The organism is Proteus sp. G4415 (genome assembly GCF_963896075.1).
Taxonomy (GTDB): Bacteria; Pseudomonadota; Gammaproteobacteria; order Enterobacterales; family Enterobacteriaceae; genus Proteus; species Proteus mirabilis.
The window spans coordinates 1-1,588 of sequence record NZ_CAWQOK010000027.1; the positions used below are offsets into that span (position 1 = coordinate 1).

Consider the following 1,588-nt stretch of genomic DNA (forward strand, 5'->3'; position numbering starts at 1 on the left):
AAAAATTAATATCTTTATTATCACTTTTGTTAATAATATTGCTAGGTGTATAGAAAAGATTATATATTGAGTTTAAAGAGATAAGAAGCAAGTTTTTATCAGCCATCTCATCATCTATAACTGGAACTACTTTTATATTTACTCTATATACAGATTCTTGGTTGATTTCTTTTATATCATCCGTTTTGATAATTTTTAATGTAAAATTTTCATTGGGTGCTAATCTTATTAAACTAGGAGAAATGATAAATGGTGCCTCACTATTATCTTCTTTGTTATAGTGTGATACCCAACTTTGAATAATATAGGTTTTTTGTTCGCTTTTATTTCTTATGTCAAATAGAATTTCCTTATCTTGTTCTTTATAAAAAAATCTATCCTTATTAATTTGAATAGAAGCATAACATGAGAATGTAAAGACAAATGATATTATATAAACAATATATTTTTTAATCATATGTTTTTTAATTAACCATTAGTTAAGTTATTTATTATATTAATCCATAAATAAAAAGCCGGTATTTCCCCGGCTTTATATTGGGTTAAAAATTAAAGCAGAATTATATTTAATTTTGGCCTTTTTTATTGGATATCATCAGTGACGTAAGCATCAAGAGATAAGGCTGCATTGAAAGCACCTGCGGTAACAGCATCATCAATCGATTCTGGTCTATCATATTTTAATAAAAATTCTAAGCTACCACGTTCACCGGCAACCTCCGAAGAAAATGTACGTTGTTCTCGCTCACCATTAAGTGGAACAAGTTCACCTGTAGAACGCAATAATGCTACTCGAGCATTGGTATCATTTTCTGTCGAACCTGTATTCATTAAATGAGTAGCGTTTTGTTGTCCAACAACTACTTTGACTTTTCTATCTCTTGCTTGATTAGTACAGCCAGAAAAATCCACACTAAATCGTTTTTCAGGAGTAAGTAGTAAAGAATCAACGTAAGCATCATCCAATTGAATTGGAGTAATATCTTGAACGACACAAGTTAGTTTCTCGTCAATTACTCTGCCTTGGATATCTATATTATAACCACCAAGGTGAATCTGTTGTGCAATAGCTTGTGTTGATAAAGAAAGTGTAGATAGAATTAATAGTGAAAATAATGATTTTTTCATTTTAAAGTCCATTTAAGTATTAATTGTAGTTACAAATTTGCTCATAATTAAGAGCGAGATAATAATATTTTTTTACGTGAAATTTGACAAGTTATATATAATTATGATTAGTATTATTTTGTTAAATGATTAGCGAAATATGTTTTTTTGGGTTGGTTTGTTAGATTTAAATTTTAAATTATAGGTAAAAGATGAAGGATTTATCTATTGAGGGTTTTTTTTAAAAAAAACAGAGGTTTTATTTGTGTAATTATATTTATAAATAAATAGCACCTTGATTAAAGGTGCCATTAGATATATTTTTATTTTATCATTATTTCTTTATTGATAATTAAATTTATTTCTTTTTGTGCTTGAACATGTGACTGTTGTGCATATTCTTCGCCTAGCGCAGTATCCTCGGTGAGAATAAACTGTACATTATTAATACCAATAAATGATAAAAATTGTGTTAGATATG

Annotated in this window: 2 protein-coding genes; both read right to left on the reverse strand. The window is 27.8% G+C overall.

Translation table 11 applies throughout. The features are described from left to right. On the reverse strand, nucleotides 1-457 hold a 457-nt coding region (locus AACU95_RS02350), incomplete at its 3' end, for a fimbrial biogenesis chaperone (RefSeq protein ID WP_161737162.1). Nucleotides 458-582: 125 nt separating this feature from the next. Next, nucleotides 583-1,128 (reverse strand): fimbrial protein, encoded by a 546-nt coding sequence (locus AACU95_RS02355; protein WP_237612019.1) that lies wholly within the window; start codon nucleotides 1,126-1,128, stop codon nucleotides 583-585. Nucleotides 1,129-1,588: the final 460 nt, after the last annotated feature.

Excerpts from the sequence above, each read along its gene's own strand:
- AACU95_RS02355 (WP_237612019.1), bottom strand. The coding sequence starts at position 1,128 with ATGAAAAAATCATTATTTTCACTATTAATTCTATCTACACTTTCTTTA.